Consider the following 24,604-nt stretch of genomic DNA (forward strand, 5'->3'; position numbering starts at 1 on the left):
GGTTAAAGCATTGTGACAACGCCGGAAAACAATTTACGTCGGGCCGGACGGCAAGGCGGGAGCGAAGAGCAATAAAAAGCAGTCCGGCCGCGAACGGCGGGACTGCTCAAAGGGCTTGCTTCTCTACTGGAGGGTTACATGAAACGGCGGGTTGCCGCCGGCTGGCTGTCGCCAGCCGCAGGCAGCGGGCGGCGCTGTTGCGCCGCGGCGGGGTCGAATTCCTTGACTTCGCCGCTCTTGGCGACGGCAACCTTCAGTTGGGCGGTTTGCTCAAGGCCATGCTCGGCGTTGAAGTCGCGCAGGAAATGCGCGAAGTCGTCGCCGATTTCCTGGTGCTTGATGCCCATCGCCACGGCGGCCTTCAGGTAGCCCAGCTTGGAGCCGCAGTCGAAGCGCCGGCCTTCGTAGCGGTATGCCAGGATCTGTTCTTCCGCCAGCAGGGCCGAGATCGCATCGGTGAGCTGCAGCTCCCCGCCGGCGCCGGGGGTGATGTTTTCCAGGCGCGCGAAGATGGCCGGCGTCAGCACATAGCGGCCGACCACGGCCAGGGTGGAGGGCGCGGTTTCGGGCGTGGGTTTCTCGACGATGCCGCCGACCTGTTCCAGTCGGTCGCGGTAGCGGGTGCCGCTGACGATGCCGTATTGGCGGGTATCCTGGCGCGGCACATCCTGCACGGCCAGGAGGCTCTTGCCTTCGCGCTCGAACATCTCGGTCATCTGTGCCATGACATTTTTGCGGCCGGCATCGATATCCATGAAGTCGTCGGCCAGCAGCACCGCGAAGGGTTCGTTGCCCACCAGCGGCTTGGCCAGCAGCACCGCATGGCCCAGGCCCAGCGGTTCGGCCTGGCGCACGTAGACGCAATTGATATGCTTGGGAATGACATTGCGGATGGTTTCCAGCAGCTTCTGCTTGCCGGCGGCCTCCAGTTCGCTCTCCAGCTCGTAGGCCTTGTCGAAATGGTCTTCGATGGCGCGCTTGTTGCGGCCGGTGACGAAGATCATTTCGGTGATGCCCGCTGCGACGGCTTCTTCCACCGCGTACTGGATCAGGGGCTTGTCGACGATGGGCAGCATTTCCTTGGGTTGCGCCTTGGTGGCGGGCAGGAAACGGCTGCCCAGACCGGCGACAGGAAAGACTGCTTTGGTGATTTTTGTCATGGTAGACCCAAGTAGAGGTTGATTGATGGACGTGGCGTCTCCTCACCCTGCTCCTCACCCATTGCCGCGCAGGCTCCGGGCCTGTTTCTTTTCGATCGCTTTGACTCTCAGGTAGGCCAGGCAGCCATGCAGCAACGGCGCCGCGCCGGCATGCCACAGGCGCTTGCCGGCAACCGGCGCGGGCCGCTCGCCGGATGCGCTGTGGCCGTCGAGGCTGCCGTCATTGAGCAATTCAAGCACCGACGCCAATTGCGGAGCCGTGACCGAAATCCGGCGTCGCAACTGCTCTGACGCTTGCGCATGCGCTTCCATGTTGCCGTTCTCGCTTGCGCGCGCAGCCGACCCCGCGGCCGCAGTGTCTGCGCGGACGGGAACGGGCTGTGATGGCTCCTGGCATCGTGGGGGAGTATGCATGGCGTCGTGGCTTTCGATCTGTACGGCGATTGTCGTGAAGCGATTCGGTGAGGCAGGGCGGTTATCGGGTTATCGGGCGCCCGGCTGGCCGGCCGGTTGCCGATCCGGTTTTTCATGTTTGGCGCAAGCTTAAAAAAAGCCCTGGATGCGGGCTATAGGAAACCCGCTTTTTGATCTGTAGGAAAACAGGAGAACAACGGAACAGCAGCAGGAGAGCAGCAGGCCAAAAGAAGCAGGGGAAAACGCCGCGCTTGTCCTACAAGGAAATCGGCCGCCGTCCGATAGCTGGCGGGGAGGCGGCTGCCTACCATAGCCTCATCTGTGGCTATCGTCCGTACTGCGCCGGCCGCAAGAAGTCCCATCCACAATATCAAACGAAAGGGAACCTCATGGATCATGGAATCATTGCCTGGCTCATTATCGGGGCCATTGCCGGCTGGCTCGCCGGCGTGCTGGTGAAGGGTGGCGGCTTCGGCTTGCTGGCCGATATCCTGATCGGCATCGTCGGCGCCGTGATCGGCGGCTGGCTGGCCGGTTTGCTGGGCATCGCCATCGGCGGCGGCATCCTGGCGTCGATCCTCACCGCCACGCTGGGCGCGATCGTCTTGCTCGTCATCGTGAGGGCGTTTTCCCGGCGCGCATGAGCCTGCGCCGTCGGAAAAAACCAGGAAGCCCCCGGCGCCGGCGCATCGGGTGCGCTGTTTCTGCTTTGTCCGATACGGCAAGCTTGCCCTACAATGCCGTTTCGACAGTGTCACCGTCGCGCTTCTTGAGCATGGCGCGAACGGTGGCTGCCAATACGCCCGACCCTGTTTCCATCCATCAAGAAAAAATATCCCATGAGTAGTAGCGCCAATCCACTGGCCGGCAAACGCGCGGCGCCTTCGGCACTGGTCAACCTGCCAGTCCTGCTCTCCAATTACTACAGCCTGCGCCCCGACATGGGCGAGGCCACCCACCGGGTTGCCTTCGGCACCTCCGGGCATCGCGGCAATGCCAATGCCCACAGCTTCAATGAATGGCATGTGCTGGCCATCACCCAGGCCATTTGCGACTACCGCAACGGGCGGGGCTTCACCGGCCCGCTGTTCCTGGGCATCGATACGCACGCCTTGTCCGAACCGGCCTGGCACAGCGCGCTGGAAGTGCTGGCCGGCAACGAAGTGGTGACCATGCTGGCCGAGGGCAGCCCCTATGCGCCCACGCCCGCGGTGTCGCACGCGATCCTGGCGCACAATCGCGTCAACCGGACGGCGCTGGCCGACGGCATCGTCATCACGCCTTCGCACAATCCGCCGGACAATGGCGGCTTCAAGTACAACATGCCCAATGGCGGCCCGGCCGATTCCGATGTCACGGGATGGGTCGAGCAGCGCGCCAACGCCTATCTCGAGCAGCGCCTGGAGGGCGTCAAGCGCCTGACCTTCGAGCAGGCGCTCAAGGCCGGCACCACGCGCCGCTACGACTATCTCGACAACTATGTCAGCGACCTGCCCAATATCATCGACCTGGCGGCGATCTCCGGCGCCGGCGTCAGGATCGGCGTCGATCCGCTGGGCGGCGCCGGCGTGCATTACTGGCCGGCCATCGCCGAGCGCTACAAGCTCAACCTGGAGGTGGTCAATACCGAGGTCGACCCGGCTTTCCGCTTCGTGCCGCAGGACTGGGACGGGCAGATCCGCATGGACCCGTCTTCGCCGTACGCGATGACCGAGCTGATCGCGCTGAAGGAGCGCTTCGACGTCGCGCTGGCATGCGATACCGACCACGACCGCCACGGCATCATCGCCGGCAGCACCGGCTTGCTGCCGGCCAACAATTACCTCGCCGTCGCCGTCCATTACCTGTTCAGCCACCGCCCGGCATGGCGCGCCGACGCGGCGGTCGGCAAGACCCTGGTGTCGAGCCAGATGATCAACCGCGTGGCCGGCCATCTCGGCCGCAAGCTGCTGGAAATGCCGGTCGGCTTCAAGTGGTTCGTCGACGGCCTGTATGACGGCAGCATCGCCTTCGGCTGCGAAGAGAGCGCCGGCGCCTCCTTCGTGCGTTTCGACGGCCAGCCCTGGAGCACCGACAAGGACGGCATTACCGCCGCCCTGCTCGCCGCCGAGATGACCGCGCGCACCGGCAACGATCCGGGCCGCATCTACCAGGAACTGACGCAGCAGCTCGGCGCGCCGCTCAACGGCCGCATCGAAGCCGCCGCCACGCCGCAGCAGAAGGCGCGCCTGTCCAGGCTCTCGCCGGACGACGTCAGTTCCACCGAACTGGCCGGCGAGCCTATCCGCGAAGTGCTCACCACCGCGCCGGCCAACGGCAAGCCCTTCGGCGGCCTCAAGATAGTCACCGACAACGGCTGGTTCGCCGCGCGCCCCTCCGGCACCGAAAACATCTACAAGATCTACGGCGAAAGCTTCCGCGACCAGGCGCACCTGGAGCGCATCTTCGCCGAGGCGCAGGAGATCGTGACGCGCGCGCTGAAGGCCGGCTGAGCCAGTCTCTTCGCTTGCCTGCAAACGCCGGTTGCCCCAAGGTAACCGGCGTTTGTTCTTCCGGACTTCCTACATGCGATTGCTCCAATGTCCGGTTGCCCGGCCGTTGCCGCATCCCTAGGATGGTCGGGTACATTGAGGCAGGAGGGCCGGATATGAACAAGCAGGCGCCACCGGGCGCGCAAGCCGCCGCAGGCGACACCAGAGGCAAGCGTTTCGGCGGCAATTGCGCGCTGACCGCCAGGCACAAGCGGCCGGCGCCGGAGACTGACGAGTTCCAGGCGCTGGAGCCGGACGGCACCGAAGACCCCGGCGCCAGCGCCGACGATGGGCTGATGTCCGGCCCAGGCAAGGATTGAGGTCCGCCTGAGCCGCCGCGCACCCGGAGACGATCATGCACAAACCCCAGGATGTTCCGCCGGTGGAGCTTCCGCCCCTGGACCCGACGCCGCCGCAGGAGCCGATTCCCCACCAGCATCCCAGCCGGCAATGACGGGACGTGCCGTCGGGCGATGCGCAGCAGGAGGCGCCATTTGAAAAACGCTTTGCATACCCCGCAGGAAACGCCGCCGATTCCCGATCCGCATCTGCCGCCGCCGGAATTGCCCGACGACGACCCGATTCCGGTCGAGGATCCGCCGCTCAACCCGCGCTCTCCGGACCAGCCTATCCGTGTGTAGCAAGAAAGGCAGATAGCCTTGCGTATGGGTTGCATCCGGTTTCGCATAGAGGAGCTTGTCATGCACCAACCTGATTCCCTCATTCCCCATTTCGCCAGGATGCTCACGACCGGCATGGGTTCGCTCATTTCCATGCCGGTGGCGCCGGCGTCGCCGGCCTCCGACGAGCGGGATCGCCGGCGCCGCCACAGTGCGCACGAACCCGCGGTGAAACAAGCCTCGTCCGACAACGAGATCGGCCGCGGCATCGTCGAGGACGATGCGCGCAAGCTGGCCGCGCAAAACAAGACGGTGCGCAACAATGAGCGCAACAAAGAGCACGGCAGGCAAGACCGCAAGCGGGAAGCCGAAATGGACCAGGCATTGGCCGATACCTTCCCGGCCAGCGACGCCATCGACCGCTCCGGCGGGAGCTGAGGGGCGGCCCGACGCCAGGCGCTGCGGTTGCCCTAAGCGGGGCCGGCCTTTATACTGCGCGGCACAAGACAAGGGGAGGCGTCTGTCCGCGAAGCCGACGGCTTCATCCCGCCAGCCCGGAAACCGGCCCGAAGCGAATTCAGGGTTGCATCGCGGAGGGCGATCGTACCGGCAGCTTCCACCATTGCTGTTCAAATCCATCAGGCCGGCATGCACCGGTCGATATATCGTGCGCGAAACAGATTCACGGACTAGGTTCTGCTGCCATTTTCACTTCATTCCCACTCCATTCCCACTCCACCCCCATGAATCGCACGCGAACCACCGCGCGGCCGTTGATGCGCCTACCTGTTTCGATTGGATGAAATGATGTTCGAACACCGCTGGCAAGGAGAACCCACATGAACGCGGAGCAATCGCGGCGCACCCTGGTGTTTGGCGGGGCGCGCTCCGGCAAGAGCGCCTATGCCGAGCAGCAGGCGCTGGCGGCGGCCAGGTCCGGCGCGGACGAGATCGTCTGCATCGCCACCGCCGATCGCAGCGCCAGTGCGGCCGATGCCGAGATGGCCGCGCGCATCGCCCACCATCGCCAACGGCGAGAGGCGCTGGGCAGCCGCTGGCGCACCGTGGAAGAACCGCTGGCGCTGGGCCAGGCATTGCGGGCCCACGCCGGCCCCGGCAAGGTGGTGCTGGTCGATTGCCTGACGGTGTGGCTGTCCAACCTGCTGTTCGCGGCAGGCCATGCGTTTCCCGAGCTGGGGCCGATCGAGGCGCCAGCCGCCTTTGCGCTGCAACGCGAGGACTTTCTCGGCGCGCTGCAAGAGACGCAGGGGACGGTGATCCTGGTGTCCAACGAAGTGGGCATGGGTATCGTGCCCACCGGCGCGGTATCGCGCTGGTTCGTCGACGAGGCCGGGCGCCTGAACCAGTCGGTGGCGGCGATCTGCGAGCGGGTGCAATGGGTGGCTGCGGGCTTGCCCCTGAGCTTCAAGGACGCCTCATGCTGAGCGGCGTGTCCTGGCCCTGGCCCTGGCTGGGCTTGCTAAGCGTCGGAACAAACGCAGCTGCAATGGAGCGCTGATGACCGCTGAATTTCCCTTCCATACCCTGATGATCCAGGGCACCACGTCGGATGCCGGCAAGAGCACCCTGGTCGCGGCGCTGTGCCGCCTGCTCCGGCGCGACGGCATCGCGGTGGCGCCGTTCAAGCCGCAGAACATGGCCTTGAACAGCGCAGTCACCGCCGACGGCGGCGAGATCGGCCGGGCCCAGGCGCTGCAAGCACAGGCCGCCGGCATCGCCCCGCATACCGACATGAACCCGGTGCTGCTCAAACCTTCCAGCGACACCGGAGCGCAAGTGATCGTGCATGGCAAGGTGCGCGCCGACATGCACGCGCGCGACTACCACCGCTACAAGAGCGAGGCCATGCAGGCCGTGTTGGCGTCCTACCATCGCCTGCGCGCGCAGTACCGCGCCATCATCGTCGAAGGCGCCGGCAGCCCGGCCGAGATCAACCTGCGCGCGCGCGATATCGCCAACATGGGCTTCGCCGAGGCGGTCGATTGCCCGGTGATCATCGTCGCCGACATCGACCGTGGCGGCGTGTTCGCGCACCTGACCGGCACGCTGGATTGCCTCTCCGAGAGCGAGCGTGCGCGCGTGGTCGGCTTCGTCATCAACCGTTTCCGCGGCGACCCCGGCCTGCTGCAAGGGGGGCTGGACTGGCTGCAGCAGCGCACCGGCAAGCCGGTGCTGGCGGTGCTGCCTTACCTGCACGGCTTGCAGCTCGATGCGGAGGATGCAATCGCCGCATCGCAGAGCGCGCGAGGGCAATTCCGCGTGGTGGTGCCGGTGCTGCCGCGCATTAGCAACCACACCGATTTCGATGCGCTACGCGCGCATCCCGAGGTGGACCTGCAATTCATCGGGCCGGGCCGGCCGATTCCGCCGGCCGACCTGATCATCCTGCCGGGCAGCAAGAACACCCGCGACGACCTGGCCTGGCTCCGGCAGCAAGGCTGGCCGGAGGCGATCGGCAGGCACCTGCGCTACGGCGGCAAGCTGATCGGCATCTGCGGCGGCTTCCAGATGCTGGGCCAGAGCGTGGACGACCCGCATGGCGTGGAAGGCGCGCCGGGCAGCACGCCCGGCCTGGGCCTGCTGGCCATGCGCACCGAGCTCACGCGCGACAAGCGCCTGCTGCAGGTCAGCGGCCGCTGCGCTTTCGGCGCCGGTGACGCCGGCGTGCGCGGTTACGAAATCCATATGGGCGTATCGCAAGGCGCGGCCTTGCAGCGCCCGGCCTTCGTCATCGATGGCCGCGGCGAAGGGGCGGTGTCGGAAGACGGCCAGATCCTCGGCAGCTACCTGCACGGCATGTTCGACACGCCGCAGGCGTTTTCGGCGCTGCTGGCATGGGCAGGGCTGGATGGTGCTGCCACGGTTGATCTGGACGCGCTGCGCGAGGCCAGCCTGGAGCGGCTGGCGGATGCAGCGCTGCCTTTGTATCAGGCGCTAGGCAGGTATGGGCAGAAATAAGCTGTTTAGCGGTGGAACTGTTCATTAATTTTTAATGTTCATAAAAACTGAACAAAATTAAATATTGAACAAAACTTTATAACTGGCCATTCATTCATCTTCACAGACGAGGCCGTGACGGAGCGCTTGCTCACGCACATGTTCAAGAGGAAGAAGGTCGAAAATCAACAGATGAGCAGGCTGGAGAGGGATGTCCCGGCGCAAGGCCGGGACGGGTTAGGGAGGGCGATGCAGGCTAAGGCTCAGGCCAGCGCTTCCTTGGCCGCTTCTTCCGGCGTCAGGCCATCGTAGAACAGGTCGGTGAACCACTCGACCTGTTCTTCGATATGTTCCTGGGCCTGGTCGAGCGTGGCGCCGCCCTTGACCAGGAACTGCTCGACTTCGGTGCACCATTGGATCAGGGCTTCGGTTTCCGGATCCAGTTTCTCTTTTTTGGGCATGATATTTCCTTGCTTCGTTCAGGTTCAGGTACTGCAGTCGCAAGGATATGCCAAAGCCCGCGGTCGCGCCGGAAAATCTTCCCGCGCGGTCTTTCTGTGCCGGCTATTTATTGCAGCAGGCCGTTGCTGGCCAATACCGCCGCCGCCGAACGCGTTTCAACGCCGAGTTTCACGAAGATGTGCTCCAGGTGCTTGTTCACCGTACGCGGGCTCATGCCCAGGATGTCGGCGATGTCGCGGTTGGTCTTGCCCTTGCCCAGCCACATCAGCACGTCGTTCTCGCGCGGGGTGAGGCGAAAGCCTTCGAAGCAGGGGGCCGCTTCGCCGCCGGCCGGCGCTGCCGCGGCAAGGCGCTTTTCTTCCAGCAGCAGGGTGAGGCCGTGGCCGGCGCCGGCGCCCGAGACGGCGATGCGCAGTTCGCAGTCGCCTTGCCGCAGCGCCAGCGGCGGGATGTCTTCGAGCTTGCCGCCGTCCTGGCGGTGGCGCACCAGGCTTTCGTTGAGCCAGGACTGCAGCGCCGCCGGCAGCTTGTGGCCGGCGCCGTCGAAATACTTCTCCAGCCACAGCGACGCCTTGCTGGTCTGCCACAGGGGCAGGCCGTTGTGGCCGAGCACGATCACCGCGTGCGCGGCATGCTCCAGCACGCCGCGCGTTTGCGACATCATGCGCGCGGTGCGGATGTGGGCGCCGATACGCGCGACGACTTCCTGCGTGCGGATCGGCTTGGTGACGTAGTCGATGCCGCCGACCTCGAAGCCGCGCACCACATGCTCGGTTTCCGACAGGCCGGTCATGAACACCACCGGCACATGGTTGACGCTCCTGATCAGCTTGATGCGGCGGCAGGTCTCAAAGCCGTCGATGCCGGGCATCATGGCGTCGAGCAGGATCAGGTCGGGCGTGATGCGGTCCAGGCGCTCCAGCGCGGACAGGCCATCGGTGGCGACCAGCACGATATGGCCGCTCTCGTCGAGCGAGTCGGACAGCATGGCCAGGTTGTCGGGCATGTCGTCGACGATCAGGACCACGTGCCTATCGAACGTCGTTGAGATCATGGCGGATCAGCTCCTCGATGCGGGTGACATATTCGTTCAGGCGGAATTGCCTGACCAGTTGGCGCAGGTCGGTGGTGAAGGGCAGGTAGGCGGGGGTGTGCCGTTCCAGTTCGTCGAGCTGGCGCAGGATGCCCTTGGCATAGCCGATCGCGCCCAGCTCCAGCAGCGCCTGCAGTTTGTGGCGGGGCGGCACCAGCATCACCGGCTGCGCGGGCGCCGTCGTAGCCGCCGCAGCAGCGGGCGGGGGCGCCACCCACTCCAGGCGCAGATGCAGCCGGATCTTGGCCAGCAGTTCGTTGTACGACACCGGCTTGACGACGAAATCGTCGTACAGCGGCGGGTCGCTGCGCTCGTGCAGGTTCTCGAAGGCATCGGCCGAGACCAGGATCACCGGCAGCTGCGACAGGCCGCGGGCGCGGATGGCGCGCGCGACCGACCAGCCGTCCATCAGCGGCATGGCGATATCCAGCAGCACAAGGTCCGGCACGCGCCGCGCCAACTCTTCCATGCAGGCGATGCCGCTGTCGGCTTCGGCCACCTCGAAGCCCAGCGGCAGCAGCATCTCCTTGAGCAGGCGCCGCTGCGAGGCCTGGTCGTCCACTACCAGCACCCGCCGCGCGGGGCCGGCATAGCCGGTCATCTGGTCTTCCAGCTTCAGGCGCGGGCGCGGCACATGCACTTCCGGCAGGTAGATCTTCAGGTGGAAGCTGCTGCCGCGGCCGACCTCGCTCTTGACCGACAGCTCGCCGCCCATGATGTGCGTGAGCATGCGGCTGATCGCCAGGCCCAGGCCGGTGCCGATGTCTTCGCGCAGGTTGGCGGCATTGCTGCGTTCGAAAGGCAGGAAGATGCGCTCCAGGTCGTCGTCGGCGATGCCGATGCCGGTGTCGATGATGTCGAAGTAGGCGATCTCGCGCATGTAGTGGACCCGCACCGTCACGCTGCCGTGGTCGGTGAACTTGACGGCGTTGCCCAGCAGGTTGATCAGGATCTGGCGCAGTCGCTTCTGGTCGGCGTGCACGATGTGCGGGATGCGGCCGATCTTCTCGAAGCTGAAGGCCATGCCCTTTTGCTCGGCCTGGGGCGCGAACATGCCGGTGATCTGTTCCAGCAGGCCGGCCAGCGCCACCTCGTCGGAGGCCAGGCGCATCTTGCCGGCCTCGATCTTGGCGATGTCGAGCAGGCCGTCGATCAGGCTCAGCAGATGCTCGCCGCTGCGCCGGATGACTGCGATGGCGTCCTTGCGCGCCGGCGGGATGGTGGCGTCGACATGCAGGATCTGCGCATAGCCGAGGATGCTGTTGAGCGGGGTGCGCAGCTCGTGGCTCATGCCGGCCACGAAGCGGCTCTTGGCCAGGTTGGCCGACTCGGCGGCTTCCTTGGCGCGCTGCAGCTCGGCGTCGGTCTGCTTGTGCGCTTCGATCTCCTGCAGCAGCAGGTTGGTCTGGCGCTCGGATTCTTCCTGGGCGACCGCGCGGCTTTCGTTGGTCAGCACCAGCCACCATGAGCCGACCCCGAGCAGCACCAGCAGCATGCAGAACAGCTTGACGAAGATGCTTTTGATGGAGTCGGGCCCGGTCGCGGCCAGGCCGGAAATGTCGGCCATCTGCTGGAAGTACAGCATCCACAGGATGATCGCCAGGCCGCCGGCCAGCGTGCCGAACACGATCAGGTAGTGGCTGATGCGGGTATTGAGCTTGAGCGTGAAGCGCGCCGGCACCAGGCTGCGCAGGGTCTGGAAGATCTGGTTGGGCAGGCGCGCCGCGGGCGCCTTGCAGCGGTCGTTGCAGCGCGCGTCGAGCGAGCAGCACAGCGAGCAGATCGTGCCCTGGTAAGCCGGGCAGTACGCCATGTCGGGCGTCTCGAAACGGTTGCCGCAGATCACGCAGTCGAGCTGGCCCTGGGCGTGGCTGTGGTCCGACAAGGTGTCGCGCCGGGCGATGTAGTAGCGGCTCCTGGTGGCGACGGCGATCAGCGGCGCGCACAGCAGCGCCGTGCCCAGCGCGATGAAGGGCGCCATCGCCGCGGCCAGCTTGCCCAGCACGCCCGACATGGCGATCGCCGACAGCAGCGAGGCGATCGCCATCGCGCCCACGCCCACCGGATTGATGTCGTACAGGTGGGCGCGCTTGAACTCGATATGGGCCGGACTCAGCTTGAGCGGCTTGTTGATGACCAGGTCCGAGACCACCGCGCCGATCCAGGAAATCGCCACCAGGCTGTACAGCGCCAGCACATGCTCCAGCGCGTTGAACACGCCCAGCTCCATCAGCAGCACCGCGATCAGCACGTTGAACACCAGCCACACCACGCGGCCGGGATGGCTGTGGGTCACCCGCGCGAAGAAGTTGGACCAGGCCAGCGAACCGGCGTAGGCGTTGGTGACGTTGATCTTGATCTGCGACACCACCACGAACAGCACCACCGCCCCCAGCGCCAGCGCCGGATTGGAAAATACGTACTGGTAGCCGATCAGGTACATCTGGGTCGGCTCCACCGCCTTGGCCATCGGCACCTCGTGCTGGATGGCGAGGAAGGCCAGCAGCGCGCCGCCCAGCATCTTGGCGCCGCCCAGCAATATCCAGCCGGGCCCGGCCAGCAGCAGGGCGGTCCACCAGCGGCCGCGGTTGGCCGCGGTCTTTTCCGGCAGGAAGCGCAGGAAGTCGACCTGCTCGCCGATCTGCGCGATCAGCGAGAAGGCCACCGTGGCGGCGGCGCCGAAGAGCAGGATGTTGAACGAGCTGCCGTCCTCGGCGCGCCCGGCGAAGGTGAGCAGGTTGGCCAGCGCCTCCGGTTCCTTGTGCAGCACGCAGATGTAGGGCAGGGCCAGCAGCACGATCCACAGCGGCTGCGTCCACATCTGCAGGCGGTTGATCAGGGTAATGCCGTAGGCCACCATGGGGATGATGATCAGCGAGCACAGCACATAGCCGTAGACCAGCGGCAGGCCGAAATAGATCTCGATGGCCTGGGCCATGATGGCCGCCTCCAGCGCGAAGAAGATGAAGGTGAAGCTGGCGTAGATCAGCGAAGTGACGGTGGAGCCGATGTAGCCGAAGCCGGCGCCGCGCGTGAGCAGGTCCATGTCGACCCCGTAGCGGGCGGCGTAATAGCTGATCGGCAGCCCGGTCAGGAAGAACAGCACCACCACGCAGGCGATGGCCCAGAAGGTGTTGGTAAAGCCGTAGCTCAGGGTGATGGCGCCGCTGATGGCCTCCAGCGCCAGGAACGAGGTCGCGCCCAGCGCCGTGTTGGCCAGGCGGAACTCCGACCAGCGCCGGAACGAGCGCGGCGTATAGCGCAGCGCGTAGTCTTCCAGCATCTCGTTGGCGACCCAGGTGTTGTAGTCGCGCCGGACTTTGACGATGCGTTGCGTGGCGGGATTGGTCACATATTGCTCGCGTTGTTGTCAGGGGGCCGGAGGCCGTGCGCGAGAAGCTCGCTCGTGCTGGCGGAGCTTGTCCCATCCTGCGGGACAGCATCTTTCGACGGCGCTGCTTCCTGTGCTTCTTGCTAGCAATTTTCAAACCAATCGGCCGGCGAGGGCATACGTCAAATGACGTATGTCGCCGGGCCATTTCTCGCCGGCCTCACCAAAACATCGCAGGCAGGGGGTTTTGCGCAGGCATGCGCGGCGCGGCGATGGATGCCCGATGCACCAATAACATGCCGCGCGTGTTCGAAACATGTGCGCGCGGGCCTGGCCGGATACGCCCGGCCGTTACGTCGAACAACGTATTGTTGCACTGCATCGCCAACCCTATTCTTCGTCCCAGAACGACGGACAGCGCAGTGCCGGCGGGAACGGCGGGGGAACAGCTCGCATGCCCGCATCCAGGCTGCGGCGCCGTCCGCATTCGTTTCGACCGGCCCGATCCGGCGCCGGCCCGGCAAGGCCACGATCGCATCTACAACATCCAACAAAGCCTCGAAAGGAGTACCGCATGTCGCACCGTTCCTCTTCCAGACCGCCTTCGCCCCAACGCCGCAAGATCCTGGCGGGACTGGCCGCCGGTGCGGCTGCCGCCGCGCTGCCGGGCCTGGCCTCGGCGCAGCAGTTCCCGACCGCCAAGATCAACACCACCAAGCTGGCCATCACCGACACCGAAGTCACCGTCGGCCAGCTGCATTCGGCCACCGGCACCATGGCCATCAGCGAAACCGGTTCGATCCAGGCCGAGCGCCTGGCGATCGACCAGATCAATGCCATGGGCGGCATCCTCGGCCGCAAGATCAAGATCATCCAGGAAGACGGCGCCAGCGACTGGCCGACCTTCGCCGAGAAGGCCAAGAAGCTGCTGGAGAACGACCGCGTCGCGGCCGTCTTCGGCTGCTGGACCTCGGCCTCGCGCAAGGCCGTGCTGCCGGTGTTCGAGAAGGACAATGGCCTGCTGTACTACCCGACCTTCTATGAAGGCCTGGAACAGTCCAAGAACGTGTTCTATACCGGGCAGGAGGCGACACAGCAGGTGCTGGCCGGGCTGAACTGGGTGGCCAAGGAAAAGAAGGCCAAGACCTTCTTCCTGGTCGGCTCGGACTACATCTGGCCGCGCACCTCCAACAAGATCGCGCGCAAGCACATCGAAAACGTGCTCAAGGGCTCGGTGGTGGGCGAGGAGTACTACCCGCTGGGCAATACCCAGTTCGGTTCGCTGATCAACAAGATCAAGCTGAAAAAGCCCGACGTCATCTTCGCCGACGTGGTCGGCGGCAGCAACGTGGCCTTCTACAAGCAGCTCAAGGCGGCCGGCGTCACCGCCAAGACCCAGAACCTGCTGACCATCTCGGTGACCGAGGATGAAATGCTGGGCATCGGCGGCGAGAACGTCGAAGGCTTCTTCGCCTCGATGAAGTACTTCCAGAGCCTGGACAACGCCAACAACAAGAAATTCGTGGCCGAGTTCAAGGCCAAGTTCGGCGCCAACTCGGTGATCGGCGACGTCACCCAGGCCGCCTACCTCGGCCCCTGGCTGTGGAAGGCGGCGGTCGAGAAGGCCGGCAGCTTCGATGTCGACAAGGTGGTCGCGGCCTCGCCCGGCATCGAGCTCAAGACCGCGCCGGAAGGCTACGTCAAGGTCCACGAGAACCATCACCTGTGGAGCAAGACCCGCATCGGCCAGGCGCAGAAGGATGGCCAGTTCAAGGTCGTCTACGAGTCCGAGCTGATCGAGCCCAATCCTTTCCCCAAGGGTTACCAGTAAGCGCTGGTCGTGAATGGTCCCGCGATCGGGCTTTCCCCGTTCGGACTGAGTAGCGGCGCAGCCGCGTATCGAAGGCGATGAACGGCGCGCCTTCGATACGGCCCTGCGGGCCTACTCAGTCCGAACGGCGATCAGTCGATTGCGTGACCGGCTATCAGGCTTCACGGCCGGAGCTGATCCGGCCTCCGAGCAGCAAAGCGGCGGCGCCTGTTGTGACATGCGGGCGCCGCCGCCCCTGTAAATCGTTTCCCAAGGCGGGAGTCAATATGGTTTCTCTATCCGAATTCGGCGCCATCCTCGCCATGCAGGGCTTCAATGGCCTCTCGGTATTTTGCGTCCTGCTGCTGATGGCACTGGGCCTGGCCATCATCTTCGGGCAGATGGGCGTGATCAACATGGCGCATGGCGAGTTCCTGACCATCGGCGCCTACATCACCTACCTGCTGTCGCACCTGACCACCACCTACGCGCCCAGCCTGCAGCCGTTCTACTTTTTCGGCGCGGTGGCGCTGTCCTTCGCGGTGGCCTACGGCGTGGGCTATCTCACCGAGCTGCTGCTGATCAGCCGCCTCTACAAGCGCCCGCTGGACACGCTGCTGGCGACCTGGGGCCTGTCGCTGGCGATGCAGCAGACCTTCCGCTCCATCTTCGGCGCCAAGGAAGTCAGCGCCACCTTGCCGGACTGGCTGCTGGGTTCGTTCAAGCCGACCGACGCCATCGACATCCCGATCAACGGCCTGTTCATGATGGGCCTGACGGTGCTGCTCACCGGCGCCATCTTCGTGCTGCTGTTCCGTTCGCGCTGGGGCTTGCAGGTGCGCGCCACGATGCAGAACCGGGTCATGAGCGGCGCGGTGGGCATCAATACCCGCAAGGTCGACCGCACCACCTTCGCGCTCGGCTGCGGCGTGGCCGGGGTGGCCGGCGCGGCGTTCACCACGATCGGTTCGACCGGCCCCACCAGCGGCTCGCTGTACATCGTCGACACCTTCCTGGTGGTGGTGTTCGGCGGCGCGCAGAGCCTGGTCGGCACCATCGCGTCGGCCTTCTCGATCGCCCAGACCCAGTCCACCGCCGAGTTCTTCCTGACCGGTTCGATGGCCAAGGTGCTGACGCTGTCGGCGGTGATCCTGATCCTGATGCTGCGTCCGCAGGGCCTGTTCTCGTCCAAGGTGCGCAAGTGATGCCGGCGGCCTTTTCCCGACTTACCCACCGCGAGGTTCGACCATGAATGCAGCGTATGAAAAATTATTGGGCGGCAAGTCAGGCCTGATCGGGCTCCTGGTGATGGCGGTCTTGCTGCTGGCGGTGTTCCCGCTGGCGCTGGACATGTTCCGCCTCAACCTGGTCGGCAAGTACCTGTCCTACGCCTTCGTGGCGGTGGGGCTGGTGCTGTGCTGGGGCTACGGCGGCATCCTGAGCCTGGGGCAGGGCGTGTTCTTCGGCGTCGGCGGCTATTGCATGGCGATGTTCCTGAAGCTGGAAGCATCCGACCCCATCAGCACCAAGATCCAGTCGACCCCGGGCATTCCCGACTTCATGGACTGGAACCAACTGACCGAACTGCCGGCCATGTGGCAACCCTTCCACAGCTTCGGTTTCACCGTGCTGGCGGTGCTGGCGGTGCCGATGCTGCTGGCCTTCCTGATCGGCCTGGCGATGTTCAAGCGGCGCGTGGGCGACGTGTATTTCTCCATCGTCACACAGGCCATCGCCGCCATCCTGTCGATCCTGATCATCGGCCAGCAGGGCCTGACCGGCGGCGTCAACGGCATCACCGACCTGAAGACGCTCATGGGCTGGGACATCCGTACCGACAGCGCCAGGCTGATCCTGTACTTCGTCAATGCCGGGCTGCTGTTCGCCTGCATCCTGGCCGGCCGCTACATCCTGTCTTCCAAGCTCGGCCGCCTGCTGGTGGCGATGCGCGATAAGGAAGAGCGCGTGCGCTTTTCCGGCTACGACGTGGCCAGCTTCAAGGTCTTCGTGTTTTGCGCCGCGGCCATGTTCTCGGCCATCGGCGGTGCCATGTTTACGCTGCAGGTGGGCTTCATGTCGCCCTCCTTCGTGGGCATCGTGCCCTCGATCGAGATGGTGATCTACGCCGCGGTGGGCGGGCGCATGTCATTGCTGGGCGCGGTGTACGGCACGCTGCTGGTGAACTTCGGCAAGACCTATTTCTCCGAGACCTTCCCCGAGCTCTGGCTGTTCCTGATGGGCGGCCTGTTCATCGCGGTGGTCATGTACTTTCCCAACGGCCTGGCCGGCCTGTACCAGACCCAGGGCCAGCGGCTGCTGGCGCGCTTGCGCGGCAAGCCGGCGGCCGCGCCGGAACCGGCCAAGCCCAAGGCCGCCATGGCCGAGACTAGCCGCGACGGCATCGAGCCCGTCGCCACCCTGGAGGCCAGCAAATGAGCGACGCACCCATCGGATTCGAATCGGATGCCCACCCGGTATTGGCGATCGAAGACCTCACCGTTTCCTTCGACGGCTTCAAGGCGGTCGACAAGCTGAACCTGTACGTGCAGCGCAACGAGGTGCGGGTGGTGATCGGCCCCAACGGCGCCGGCAAGACCACCGTGCTGGATCTGATCTGCGGCAAGACGCGCGCCACCTCGGGCAGCATCCGCTTCAACAATCATGAACTTACCAAGATGAGCGAGCACGCCATCGTGCGCGCCGGCGTCGGGCGCAAGTTCCAGACGCCGTCGATCTACGAGAACCTTTCCGTGTTCGAGAACCTGGAGATGTCCTTCCCGCGCGGGCGCAAGGTGTTCGGCGCGCTGACCTTCAAGCGTTCGCCGGATGTGGTGGCGCGGGTGGAGGCGGTGGCCGCCGAGATCTTCCTCGAGCGGCAACTGCATACCCAGGCCGACCTGCTCTCGCACGGGCAGAAGCAGTGGCTGGAGATCGGCATGCTGCTGATGCAGGAGCCGGAACTGCTGATGCTGGACGAGCCGGTGGCCGGCATGAGCGTCTCCGAGCGCGAGCAGACCGCGCAACTGCTGGGGCGCATCAGCCAGGGGCGCTCGGTGGTGGTGATCGAGCACGACATGGACTTCGTCAAGAGCATCGCGCACAAGGTCACCGTGCTGCACCAGGGGAAGATCCTGGCCGAGGGCAGCATGGACAAGGTGCAGTCCGACCCCAGGGTGATCGACGTCTATCTCGGCCACTAAACCATCCGGAGCCAGCCATGTTCAACGTCTCGCAACTCGCCTCAGGCTATGGCCAGAGCGCGGTCATCCACGACATCAACCTGTCGGTGGCCAAGGAAGAAATCGTCGCCATCATGGGCCGCAACGGCATGGGCAAGACCACGCTGTTCAAGACCCTGATGGGCATCTTGCCGCTGCGCGGCGGCAGCATCAGCATCGACGGCGTCGAGCTGGGCGGCATGGATAGCTACCAGCGCGTGGCGCGCGGCGTGGCCTATGTGCCGCAGGGGCGCATGATCTTCCCCGGCATGACGGTGCTGGAAAACATCCAGACCGGCCTCGGCCCGGCCGCGCGCGGCAAGGTGCCCGACGAGCTGTACGCGCTGTTCCCGGTGCTCTACGACATGCGTGGCCGCAAGGGCGGCAACCTCTCGGGCGGGCAACAGCAGCAACTGGCGATCGCCCGCGCGCTGGCGACCAATCCGCGCGTGCTGCTGCTGGACGAGCCGACCGAGGGCATCCAGCCGTCCATCATCAAGGACATCGCGCGCAGCCTCAAGGAGATCCGCAAGATCCGCGCGCTGACCATCATCGTGTCGGAGCAGGTGCTCAGCTTCACGCTGGAGATCGCCGACCGTTTCCTGGTGATCGACAAGGGGCGCTTCGTCTACGAGGACACGCGCGACCACGTCGATGCGCCGACCATCAGCAAGTACCTGTCGGTATAAGCAGGTTCTTTGAGCCGATTTTTCACCGCAGTTTTCGCAAAGGAGTGAAGCCATGAGGCATGGAGACATATCGAGCAGCAAGGATGCCGTCGGCGTGGCGGTGGTCAACTACAAGATGCCGCGCCTGCACAACCGCAGCGAAGTGCTGGACAACGCCCGCAAGATCGCCGCCATGCTGGTCGGCATGAAGCAGGGCCTGCCGGGGCTGGACCTGGTGGTGTTTCCCGAATACTCGACCCACGGGATCATGTACGACGAGGCGGAGATGTACGAGACCGCCGCCACCGTGCCGGGCGACGAGACCCGTATCTTCTCCGAGGCTTGCCGCATCGCCGGCGTGTGGGGCGTGTTCTCGCTGACCGGCGAGCGCCACGAGGAGCATCCGCGCAAGGCGCCGTACAACACGCTGGTGCTGATCAACGACCAGGGCGAGATCGTGCAGAAGTACCGCAAGATCATGCCGTGGACGCCGATCGAGGGCTGGTATCCGGGCGACGCGACCTATGTGTGCGAGGGCCCCAAGGGCTTGAAGATCAGCCTGATCATCTGCGACGACGGCAACTACCCGGAGATCTGGCGCGACTGCGCCATGAAGGGGGCCGAGCTGATCGTGCGCTGCCAGGGCTACATGTACCCGGCCAAGGAGCAGCAGGTGCTGGTGGCCAAGGCCATGGCGTGGATGAACAACGTCTACGTCGCCGTGGCCAATGCGACCGGCTTCGACGGCGTGTATTCCTACTTCGGCCACTCGGCCATCGTCGGTTTCGATGGCCGCACGCTGGGCGAATGCGGCACCGAGGAGATGGGCATCCAGTACGCCGAGCTGTCGGTGGGCGCGATCCGCGATGCGCGCCGCAACTGGCAGTCGCAGAACCACCTGTTCAAGCTGCTGCACCGCGGCTACACCGGCAAGATCAACTCCGGCGAATCGCCGGCCGGCGTGGCCGATTGCCCCTTCGATTTCTACAAGACCTGGGTCACCGACCCGCAAGGCGCGCGCAGCCAGGTCGAGGCCATCACGCGCAAGACCGCCGGCACGCCGGAATGCCCGGTGCCGGGTATTCCGGCCGAGCCGGCGGGATGAGCGCGCAACAGCATTCCATTGCCGGAATCCGGAATTCCGTTCGGACTGAGTAGACCCGAAGGGGCGTATCGAAGGCGCACATGCCGTCCGCCAATATCCGGAGCGTCTTCGATACGCCGCGTTGCGGCTACTCAGCCCGAACGGGAGGAGAAAGCAGGGAGACCCTCGGCGAAGGGAGGGTACCGGCCCAGGTGCTTTTCTGCGCACAGCAATCCACGAACCTACTTACCACCAAGGAGATCGCATGCAACACTTCAAGATCAAGCCCGGCGTGCCGCTGGCAGAGCAGCCCGAACTGGGCCACAACCGCTGGCATCCCGACCTGCCGTTCCTGGCGTCGGTCAAGCCGGGCGAATCGATACTGATCGAGTCGCTGGACTTCCTCGACGCCCAGATCAAGGACACCGACGATGTCTCCGACGTCAAGAATGTCGACCTCACGCGCGCGCACCCGCTGACCGGCCCGTTCCACGTCGAAGGCGCCGAGCCGGGCGACCTGCTGGTGATCGACCTGCTGGACATCAAGCCGGTGACGCCGGTCGGATTTTCCGGCGTGTTCGCCAAGGAAAACGGCGGCGGCTTCCTGGCCGACTACTTCCCCGAGGCCGACAAGGCGATCTGGGACCTGAAGGGCCTGTACGCCACCTCGCGCCATATCCCCGGCGTGCGCATCGCCGGCCTGACGCATCCGGGCCTGATGGGCTGCCTGCCGTCGCACGACCTGCTGGCCGAGTGGAACCGCCGCGAGGCGCCGCTGGCGGCCAAGGGCCTGGCCAAGCCGCCTGATCCAAGCACTGCGGTGCTGCGCGGCCTCTCCGGCGCCAAGTTCGACGAGATGGCCAAGGTCGCGGCGCGCACCGTGCCGCCGCGCGAGCATGGCGGCAATACCGACATCAAGGACCTGTCGGCCGGCACGCGCATCTTCTTCCCGGTGTACGTGAAGGGCGCCGGCTTCTCGATGGGCGACCTGCACTTTTCGCAGGGCGACGGCGAGATCGGTTTTTGCGGCGCGATCGAGATGGATGGCGTGAGTCACGTCGGCTTCGACCTGATCAAGGGCGGCATGGCCAAGTACAACATCACCTCGCCGATCTTCATGCCCAGCATCGTCAAGCCGCACTACGAGCAATGGCTGACCTTCGAGGGCATCAGCGTGGAGGACGGCGTCAACTATTACCTGGACGCCACGGTAGCCTATCGCCAGGCTTGCCTGAAGGCGATCGACTACCTGACCCACTTCGGCTACAGCGGTAGCCAGGCCTACATGTTGCTGACGGCGGCACCGGTGGAAGGGCGCATCGGCGGCATCGTCGATATCCCGAACTGCGCCTGCACGGTGGCCTTGCCGACATCCATCTTCGACCAGGACATCACGCCCAAGGGCATGCTCAACGACAAGTCGTATTGGGGGCGAACGCGCTAGCTGCAAGCAAGTGTGGCCGCGCGGCCGCGATCCCATCGCAGCCGCGCGGAATCGAATCCGAACGTCAGAATCCGAACATCATTTTGTCGGGAGTCAGGCATGCCTTTGTACGACATCCGTTGCCGCCACTGCGCGGGCATTTTCGAGAAATTCCTCAGCATGCAGGCGCTGCATGGCGAGGTGGCTTGCCCTTATTGCCAGCAGGAGACGGTTGCCGCGCCCATGCTCACGGGCGGGCGGGTCGGTTTGCAGGTGAAGGAGCGCTGGCGCCCGCGCAACGGGGCCGAGCAGCTGGCCGGACAGGGCACCGCCGGCCCGGGCGCGCACGCGGGGGCGGCGCGCAGCAGCGTGCTGCATAACTGCAAGGGGCACAGCTGCAGCATCTGCGCGACCTGAAGGCGGCGGCCGATTTGCGGCCGCCTTATCTTGTTCCAGCCTTGTTTCAGCCTTATTCCAGCATCGCATCCAGCCCGGCCGACAATTCCTTCAAGGCCGGCATCGCCTGTTCGGCCTGGTCCGGCGCATGGCCGACCAGCAGCGGCGCCCAGGCCGGATCGACGCCCAGTTTCCTGGCCACTTGGGCCGGATAGCTGGCGCGCGCGGCTTCATCGTCGAGCTTCAATACTTCCACCCGGGCGATCCACGCGCCCAGCAGCACCCAGGCGGCGGCGCGGTCGAGCGTGCCGCCGGCCATCGGGTCGGGGATGTTGCGCAGGGCCGAGGCCAGCCCGTCGGGAAAATTCCAGATCCTGGCCAGTTCGGCCGAGACGTCGGCGTAGTGGAAGCCCCAGCGCTCCTTTTCCCGGTCGGCGCGGGCGGCGTCGAGCACATTGAGCTGCTTGTCCAGCGGCGCCACTTCGGATGCGGCCACGGCGTGCAACTGCAATTGGCCGATGCCATGCATCATGCCGATCGTGAACACGGCGTCGCCGTTGTCTTCGCCGTGGATGCCGGCATGCATGGCCAGCCAGCGCGCGGCGCAGGCGGTGTAGAGGTTGTAGCGCCAGAACTGCGGCAGGTCCATGCCCCTGGTGTTCTTGAAGGCGGCCACCATGCCGTTGCCCAGCACCAGGTTGCGCACCATCACGAAACCCAGCATGCGCAGCGCGTCGTCCACCGTGCCGACGGTGCGCGAGACATGGAAGAAGGCGGAGTTGGCCAGCCGCAACAGCTTAGCCGAGAGCGCCGGGTCGGCGGCGATCTGGCGCGCGATATCGGCGGCCGAGACATCTTCCGAATTGAAACTGGCGATCAACTGCCGGACTACCTTGGGGACGGTCGGCAGCTTGCCGGGTTGGTCGACCAGGCCGTGAAGCTCCATGAAGATTCCTCCGCGCAATTGTTGGGCATCAATATCGGGAAATGCGGTTTCATTGTCGCAGAGATCATGCGATCCGATGCGCCATTTCTCCGTATGATGAAGGCCATCGAGCGTTCCTGGGAGGGAGCATGGCAAGCCGCAAGAAACCCGTCGACAGCAGCAGTGCCGTGGCGCCGGCCGGCATGGGCTGGGGCGATCTCAATGCCTACCTGACCGATTCCATGCAGCGTACCTACCTGTTCCTGGATACGCTGTTGGATCGCGGCAACGATTACCTCGAGCACCTGGAGCAGGGCACGCCGCCGCTGCTCAAGTTCGGGCATGAGCTGGTGCTGGACGGCCACGATTTGCCGCAGCCCTGCAATTACGCCCTGTTGCGCCTGCAGCCGCCGCCGGGCTTGCCGGTCAACCCGGCGGCGCGGCCGGTGGTGGTGGTCGATCCGCGCGCCGGCCACGGGCCGGGCATTGGCGGCTTCAAGTTCGATTCCGAAGTGGGCATGGCGATGAAGGCCGGGCATACGGTCTATTTCGTGACCTTCCGGCCGGAGCCTGAAGACGGCCAGACGCTGACCACGGTCATGGAGTCCGAGGCGCGCTTCCTGGAAGAGGTGATGCGCCGCCATCCGCAATGCCGGGCCAAGCCGGTGGTGATCGGCAATTGCCAGGCCGGCTGGGCGATGATGACGCTGGATGCGGTGCGCCCCGAACTGTTCGGCCCGCTGATGATGGTGGGTGCGCCGGCTTCCTACTGGGCCGGCAGTTCCAAGCTCAACCCGATGCGCTACAGCGGCGCCACGCTGGGCGGGACCTGGCTGGCTTCGCTGGCGGCCGACCTCGGCGCCGACCGTTTCGACGGCGCTTACCTGGTCGAGAACTTCGAGAAGCTCAATCCCGCCAATACGTTCTGGAGCAAGTACTACAACCTGTGGTCGGCGGTCGATACCGAGGCCGAGCGCTTCCTGGAATTCGAACGCTGGTGGGGCGGCTTCTTCCGCATGACCGGGGCCGAAATCGAGTCGATCACCGAGAACCTGTTCGTGGGCAACAAGCTGGCGCGCGGCGAACTGGAGATCAAGGGAAAGCCGGTCAACCTGCGCGACATCACGGCGCCGGTCGTGGTGTTCGCCTCGTGGGGCGACAACATCACGCCGCCGCCGCAGGCGCTGAACTGGATCATCGACGCCTGGGGCGACGAGCGCGCCATCGCCGCCGCCGGGCGCACCATCGTCTACGTGCTGCATGAGAGTGTGGGCCATCTCGGCATCTTCGTCGGCGGTTCGGTGGCGCTGAAGGAGCATGACCAACTGGTGAGTTCGCTGGACGTGATCGAGAGCCTGCCGCCCGGCCTCTACGAAATGAAGCTGGATGCGAAAAATCCGCAAGAGACCCGGCGCTGGGATGAGCTGGAACCGGGCGATTACACCGTGCACTACGAGCACCGCACGATGGACGACATCCGCCGGCTCAACCCGGAAGGGCGCGAGGAGGAAGCGGTGTTTTCCACCATCAGCCAGTGGTCGGAGATCAACGCGCACCTGTACAAGACCTGGCTGCGGCCGTGGGTCAGGATGTTTTCCTCGCGCGAGAGCGCCAACACGCTGATGAAATTGAGCCCGCTGCGCATGCAGCGCCAGTTGTTCTCGGACGCGCATCCGGCTGCCGCCTTCATCCGCCGGCAGGCGGCCCAGGCCAGGGCCGCGCGGGCCGAGGTGGGGGAAGACCATCCGCTCAAGCAGTTCGAGCGCCGCATGGCCCAGCGCATCACCGATGAATTGAACGCCTTTCGCGACCGGCGCGATGCCCGCACGGTACGCATGACCAACCAGTTGTTCGGCCCCAACGGCCTGGGCGCCTGGCTGCCGCCGCGCGAACCCGATGCCGAGGTCGCGCAGCGCCGCGCCTTGCAGGAGCTCGGCGCGTATCGCGAGGCGGTGCTCGGCAGCATCGCCGACGGCGGCTTTGCCGAAGCGGTGTGCCGCATCGTGATCGCCGGCATGGTGTCGATCGGCGCCTTCGAGCGCCGCAGCCTGCGCCTGGCGCGTTTGCTGGCGCAACTGCCGCGGATGCATGCCAGCGTCTCGCTGCAGACCAACTGGGTACAGTTGCTCAAGGAGCAGGCGCGCATCGCCGCGGTGGCGCCGGTCGAGGCGCTCAATGCGCTGGAGCGGATGCTGCCCGACACGGCCACCCGCGAACGCGCGCTGGCGGTGTCGGCGGCGGTGATGATGATCGAGCCGACGCTGGCCAACCCACGCTCGGAGATCATCGAATTCCTGATGGGGACGCTGGGTGCCGATCCGGACAAGGTGATCGCCCTGGCGCGCAAGCTGACCTCGGCCATTGGCGAGCATCCGGAGGCTGACAAGCCGCCGGTGAAAAAGGCGCGGGCGGTAAAAACGAGGAAGGTTACCGCCGCAAAGCCGGCAGCGAAAAAAGTTGCGCCCAAAAAGTAATGCGGTTCACAAAAACCCGTCGTCCCGGCGCATGCCG

General features: G+C 65.3%; 22 protein-coding genes. 16 read left to right on the forward strand and 6 right to left on the reverse strand.

Features of this window, described 5'->3' with window-relative positions; all coding sequences use genetic code 11:
• Positions 1-134 precede the first annotated feature (134 nt).
• Together galU and AC07N6_RS06095 are read right to left on the reverse strand one after the other, a co-directional pair.
• Positions 135-1,160, reverse strand: coding sequence for a UTP--glucose-1-phosphate uridylyltransferase GalU (galU, locus tag AC07N6_RS06090; RefSeq protein ID WP_494779424.1), 1,026 nt, complete (start codon positions 1,158-1,160; stop codon positions 135-137).
• Positions 1,161-1,214: 54 nt separating this feature from the next.
• Positions 1,215-1,472 carry a hypothetical protein gene (locus tag AC07N6_RS06095; protein ID WP_494779425.1) on the reverse strand — a complete coding sequence of 86 codons (258 nt, stop codon included), beginning with the start codon at positions 1,470-1,472 and terminating at the stop codon, positions 1,215-1,217.
• Between the two features lie 491 nt (positions 1,473-1,963).
• Between AC07N6_RS06095 and AC07N6_RS06100 the strand changes: the two genes are divergently transcribed.
• The 7 genes from AC07N6_RS06100 (at position 1,964) to AC07N6_RS06130 (ending at position 7,704) form a co-directional block, all read left to right on the forward strand.
• The gene (locus AC07N6_RS06100; RefSeq protein ID WP_494779426.1) at positions 1,964-2,218 is read left to right on the forward strand and encodes a GlsB/YeaQ/YmgE family stress response membrane protein; all 255 of its coding nucleotides are present in this window, start codon (positions 1,964-1,966) and stop codon (positions 2,216-2,218) included.
• A 195-nt stretch (positions 2,219-2,413) separates the two neighbouring features.
• Positions 2,414-4,066: a phosphoglucomutase (alpha-D-glucose-1,6-bisphosphate-dependent) gene (gene pgm / locus AC07N6_RS06105; protein ID WP_494779427.1), complete on the forward strand. Its 1,653-nt coding sequence runs from the start codon at positions 2,414-2,416 to the stop codon at positions 4,064-4,066.
• A gap of 155 nt (positions 4,067-4,221) precedes the next feature.
• On the forward strand, positions 4,222-4,425 hold the full coding sequence (locus tag AC07N6_RS06110) for a hypothetical protein (protein WP_494779428.1): 204 nt from the start codon (positions 4,222-4,224) through the stop codon (positions 4,423-4,425).
• 174 nt (positions 4,426-4,599) lie between these two features.
• Positions 4,600-4,746 carry a hypothetical protein gene (locus AC07N6_RS06115; protein ID WP_494779429.1) on the forward strand — a complete coding sequence of 49 codons (147 nt, stop codon included), beginning with the start codon at positions 4,600-4,602 and terminating at the stop codon, positions 4,744-4,746.
• 60 nt (positions 4,747-4,806) lie between these two features.
• Entirely contained in the window at positions 4,807-5,163 is a 357-nt protein-coding gene (locus tag AC07N6_RS06120; protein ID WP_494779430.1) for a hypothetical protein, read from the forward strand.
• A gap of 401 nt (positions 5,164-5,564) precedes the next feature.
• Positions 5,565-6,170, forward strand: a complete 606-nt coding sequence (gene cobU / locus AC07N6_RS06125; RefSeq protein WP_494779431.1) for a bifunctional adenosylcobinamide kinase/adenosylcobinamide-phosphate guanylyltransferase — start codon at positions 5,565-5,567, stop codon at positions 6,168-6,170.
• A gap of 73 nt (positions 6,171-6,243) precedes the next feature.
• Positions 6,244-7,704: a cobyric acid synthase gene (locus AC07N6_RS06130; protein WP_494779432.1), complete on the forward strand. Its 1,461-nt coding sequence runs from the start codon at positions 6,244-6,246 to the stop codon at positions 7,702-7,704.
• Positions 7,705-7,946: 242 nt separating this feature from the next.
• Here the strand turns inward: AC07N6_RS06130 and AC07N6_RS06135 are convergent, their stop codons facing one another.
• The 3 genes from AC07N6_RS06135 to AC07N6_RS06145 form a co-directional block, all read right to left on the reverse strand.
• Positions 7,947-8,144 (reverse strand): hypothetical protein, encoded by a 198-nt coding sequence (locus tag AC07N6_RS06135; protein WP_006713029.1) that lies wholly within the window; start codon positions 8,142-8,144, stop codon positions 7,947-7,949.
• 107 nt (positions 8,145-8,251) lie between these two features.
• Positions 8,252-9,199 (reverse strand): response regulator, encoded by a 948-nt coding sequence (locus AC07N6_RS06140; RefSeq protein WP_494779433.1) that lies wholly within the window; start codon positions 9,197-9,199, stop codon positions 8,252-8,254.
• The gene (locus AC07N6_RS06145) at positions 9,177-12,590 is read right to left on the reverse strand and encodes an ATP-binding protein (protein ID WP_494779434.1); all 3,414 of its coding nucleotides are present in this window, start codon (positions 12,588-12,590) and stop codon (positions 9,177-9,179) included. Before AC07N6_RS06145 ends, AC07N6_RS06140 begins: the two co-directional genes overlap by 23 nt.
• Before the next feature lie 553 nt (positions 12,591-13,143).
• Between AC07N6_RS06145 and urtA the strand changes: the two genes are divergently transcribed.
• The 8 genes from urtA (at position 13,144) to AC07N6_RS06185 (ending at position 21,189) form a co-directional block, all read left to right on the forward strand.
• Positions 13,144-14,400, forward strand: a complete 1,257-nt coding sequence (urtA, locus tag AC07N6_RS06150) for an urea ABC transporter substrate-binding protein (RefSeq protein WP_494779435.1) — start codon at positions 13,144-13,146, stop codon at positions 14,398-14,400.
• Between the two features lie 266 nt (positions 14,401-14,666).
• Complete coding sequence (gene urtB / locus AC07N6_RS06155; protein WP_494779436.1) at positions 14,667-15,584, forward strand: urea ABC transporter permease subunit UrtB; 918 nt, start codon at positions 14,667-14,669, stop codon at positions 15,582-15,584.
• A gap of 43 nt (positions 15,585-15,627) precedes the next feature.
• Positions 15,628-16,815 (forward strand): urea ABC transporter permease subunit UrtC, encoded by a 1,188-nt coding sequence (gene urtC / locus AC07N6_RS06160; protein WP_494779437.1) that lies wholly within the window; start codon positions 15,628-15,630, stop codon positions 16,813-16,815.
• The gene (gene urtD, locus AC07N6_RS06165; protein ID WP_141916629.1) at positions 16,812-17,579 is read left to right on the forward strand and encodes an urea ABC transporter ATP-binding protein UrtD; all 768 of its coding nucleotides are present in this window, start codon (positions 16,812-16,814) and stop codon (positions 17,577-17,579) included. The genes urtC and urtD overlap by 4 nt, the downstream gene beginning before the upstream one ends.
• 17 nt (positions 17,580-17,596) lie before the next feature.
• Positions 17,597-18,286, forward strand: coding sequence for an urea ABC transporter ATP-binding subunit UrtE (urtE, locus tag AC07N6_RS06170; RefSeq protein ID WP_494779438.1), 690 nt, complete (start codon positions 17,597-17,599; stop codon positions 18,284-18,286).
• A 52-nt stretch (positions 18,287-18,338) separates the two neighbouring features.
• The gene (locus AC07N6_RS06175; protein ID WP_494779439.1) at positions 18,339-19,370 is read left to right on the forward strand and encodes an aliphatic amidase; all 1,032 of its coding nucleotides are present in this window, start codon (positions 18,339-18,341) and stop codon (positions 19,368-19,370) included.
• Positions 19,371-19,614: 244 nt separating this feature from the next.
• A complete protein-coding gene (gene fmdA / locus AC07N6_RS06180; RefSeq protein WP_494779440.1) occupies positions 19,615-20,793 on the forward strand; it encodes a formamidase in 1,179 nt (392 codons plus the stop codon).
• A 99-nt stretch (positions 20,794-20,892) separates the two neighbouring features.
• Complete coding sequence (locus AC07N6_RS06185) at positions 20,893-21,189, forward strand: FmdB family zinc ribbon protein (RefSeq protein ID WP_494779441.1); 297 nt, start codon at positions 20,893-20,895, stop codon at positions 21,187-21,189.
• 52 nt (positions 21,190-21,241) lie between these two features.
• Here the strand turns inward: AC07N6_RS06185 and AC07N6_RS06190 are convergent, their stop codons facing one another.
• Complete coding sequence (locus AC07N6_RS06190; protein WP_494779442.1) at positions 21,242-22,114, reverse strand: HDOD domain-containing protein; 873 nt, start codon at positions 22,112-22,114, stop codon at positions 21,242-21,244.
• A 128-nt stretch (positions 22,115-22,242) separates the two neighbouring features.
• Between AC07N6_RS06190 and AC07N6_RS06195 the strand changes: the two genes are divergently transcribed.
• Positions 22,243-24,567 carry a DUF3141 domain-containing protein gene (locus tag AC07N6_RS06195; RefSeq protein ID WP_494779443.1) on the forward strand — a complete coding sequence of 775 codons (2,325 nt, stop codon included), beginning with the start codon at positions 22,243-22,245 and terminating at the stop codon, positions 24,565-24,567.
• Positions 24,568-24,604 lie beyond the last annotated feature (37 nt).

This window comes from Herbaspirillum sp. GW821-FHT09A12, from assembly GCF_059418325.1.